The 2083-nt window shown below is 75.8% G+C and carries 2 protein-coding genes; both read left to right on the plus strand.

Annotation, left to right across the window (positions count from 1 at the left end; translation table 11 throughout):
- The coding region (locus L1885_RS27590) for a dihydrodipicolinate synthase family protein (RefSeq protein WP_235799874.1) at window positions 1–1148 on the plus strand (1148 nt) is incomplete at its 5' end.
- Between the two features lie 59 nt (window positions 1149–1207).
- Window positions 1208–2005: a sugar phosphate isomerase/epimerase family protein gene (locus L1885_RS27595; protein WP_235799875.1), complete on the plus strand. Its 798-nt coding sequence runs from the start codon at window positions 1208–1210 to the stop codon at window positions 2003–2005.
- Window positions 2006–2083: the final 78 nt, after the last annotated feature.

Raw genomic sequence — 2083 nt, forward strand, 5'->3', positions numbered from 1 at the left:
CCGACGGCTCGGCCGACGGCGGCGGCGTCACGCGTGGCACCGCCCCGGGCGGCGGCGCGCCGCGAGCCGGTGCACCGGCCGTGTCCCGTACGGTCTTCTCCGCGGCGCACGTCGTCGCGGACCCGTACGCGGACACCACGCCCGACGCGCCCGCCGTGCTCGACTGGGACGCGACGCTCGCCTTCCGCCGCCATCTGTGGGCGCAGGGCCTCGGCGTCGCGGAGGCCATGGACACCGCACAGCGCGGCATGGGCCTCGACTGGCGGGGCGCCGCGGAGCTGATCCGCAGGTCGGCGGCCGAGGCCAGGGCCGTCGGCGGACGCATCGCGTGCGGCGTGGGCACCGACCAGCTCGGGCCCGGTGCGCACTCCCCGGCCGAGGTGCGGGCCGCGTACGAGGAGCAGCTCGCCCTCGTCGAGGACACCGGCGCCCAGGCCGTCCTGATGGCCTCTCGCGCCCTCGCGGCGGCCGCCGACGGCCCGGACGTGTACCTGGAGACGTACGCGCATCTCCTGCGGCAGGCCCGTGAGCCGGTGATCCTGCACTGGCTCGGCCCGATGTTCGACCCGGCCCTGGAGGGCTACTGGGGCAGCAGGGACCTCGACGCCGCCACCACCACGTTCCTCCAGGTCATCGAGGACCACCCGGACAAGGTCGACGGCATCAAGATCTCGCTGCTGGACGCGGGCCGCGAGATCGACGTGCGCCGCCGCCTGCCGCGGGGCGTGCGCTGCTACACCGGCGACGACTTCAACTACCCGGAGCTCGTCGCGGGCGACGAACACGGCTTCAGCCACGCGCTGCTGGGGATCTTCGATCCGCTGGCACCGCTGGCCGCCGCGTCCCTGCGGGTGCTGGACACCGGCGACGTGAAGGGCTTCCGGGACCTGCTCGACCCGAGCGTGGAGCTGTCGCGGCACCTGTTCGAGGCGCCGACCCGCTTCTACAAGACGGGCGTGGTGTTCCTGGCCTGGCTGGCCGGGCACCAGGACCACTTCGCGATGGTGGGCCACCAGCAGGCGGCCCGTTCCCTGCCCCACCTGGCCCGCGCGTACGAACTCGCTGACACGCTCGGGCTGTTCCCCGATCCCTCGCTCGCGGCCGCCCGGATGCGCGGCCTGCTGGACCTGTACGGAGTCCCCCAGTGAAGGCACCGGCCGGCGCCGAGCGCGTCGCGGGCGACCTCGCCCGCTTCAGCATCAACCAGATGACCGTCAGGCAGCTGCCGCTCCCCGAACTGACCGACGCGTGCGTGCGGTTCGGGATCCCGGGGGTCGGCCTGTGGCGGCAGCCCGTCCAGGCGTACGGGGTCGGCGCGGCGGCCGCGCTCGTACGGGACGCCGGCCTGCGCGTCACCACCCTGTGCCGGGGCGGCTTCCTCACGGCGCTCGACGCGGACGCGCGGGCCGCCGCGCTCGCGGACAACCGGGCCGCGATCGACGAGTGCGTCACCCTCGGCACGGACACCCTCGTGCTGGTGTCGGGCGGGCTGCCGGACGGCGAGCGCGACCTGGCGGCCGCCCGGGGACGCATCGCCGACGCGCTCGGCGAACTCGCCCCGTACGCGGGGGAGCGGGGCGTGCGCCTCGCGATCGAGCCGCTGCACCCGATGTTCGCCTCCGACCGCTGCGTGGTCTCCACGCTGGACCAGGCGCTCGCGCTGGCCGAGGGGTTCCCGGCGGAGCAGGTGGGCGTGGTGGTCGACACGTACCACGTCTGGTGGGACGACCGGGCGCCCGCGGCCGTGGCGCGCGCGGGCGCCGCGGGCCGGATCCACTCCTTCCAGCTCGCCGACTGGGTGACCCCGCTGCCCGCGGAGGTCCTCAACGGCCGCGGCCTCATCGGGGAGGGCTCCGTCGATCTGCGGCACTGGCGGGAGTTGGTGGACGCGGCCGGCTACGACGGGCCGGTCGAGGTGGAGCTGTTCAACGACGAGCTGTGGAAGCGCGACGGCGAGGAACTCCTGCGGGACGTCGCCGAACGCTACGTGCGGCACGCGGCGTAGGACGGGCGGGGGGCGCCCGGGCAGCCGCGGCAGCCGGGGGCGCCCCGTGCGCGGGGGGCGCGGGGCACCCGCGCACGG

This window comes from Streptomyces fuscigenes (genome assembly GCF_021556455.1).
GTDB lineage: Bacteria > Actinomycetota > Actinomycetes > Streptomycetales > Streptomycetaceae > Streptomyces > Streptomyces fuscigenes.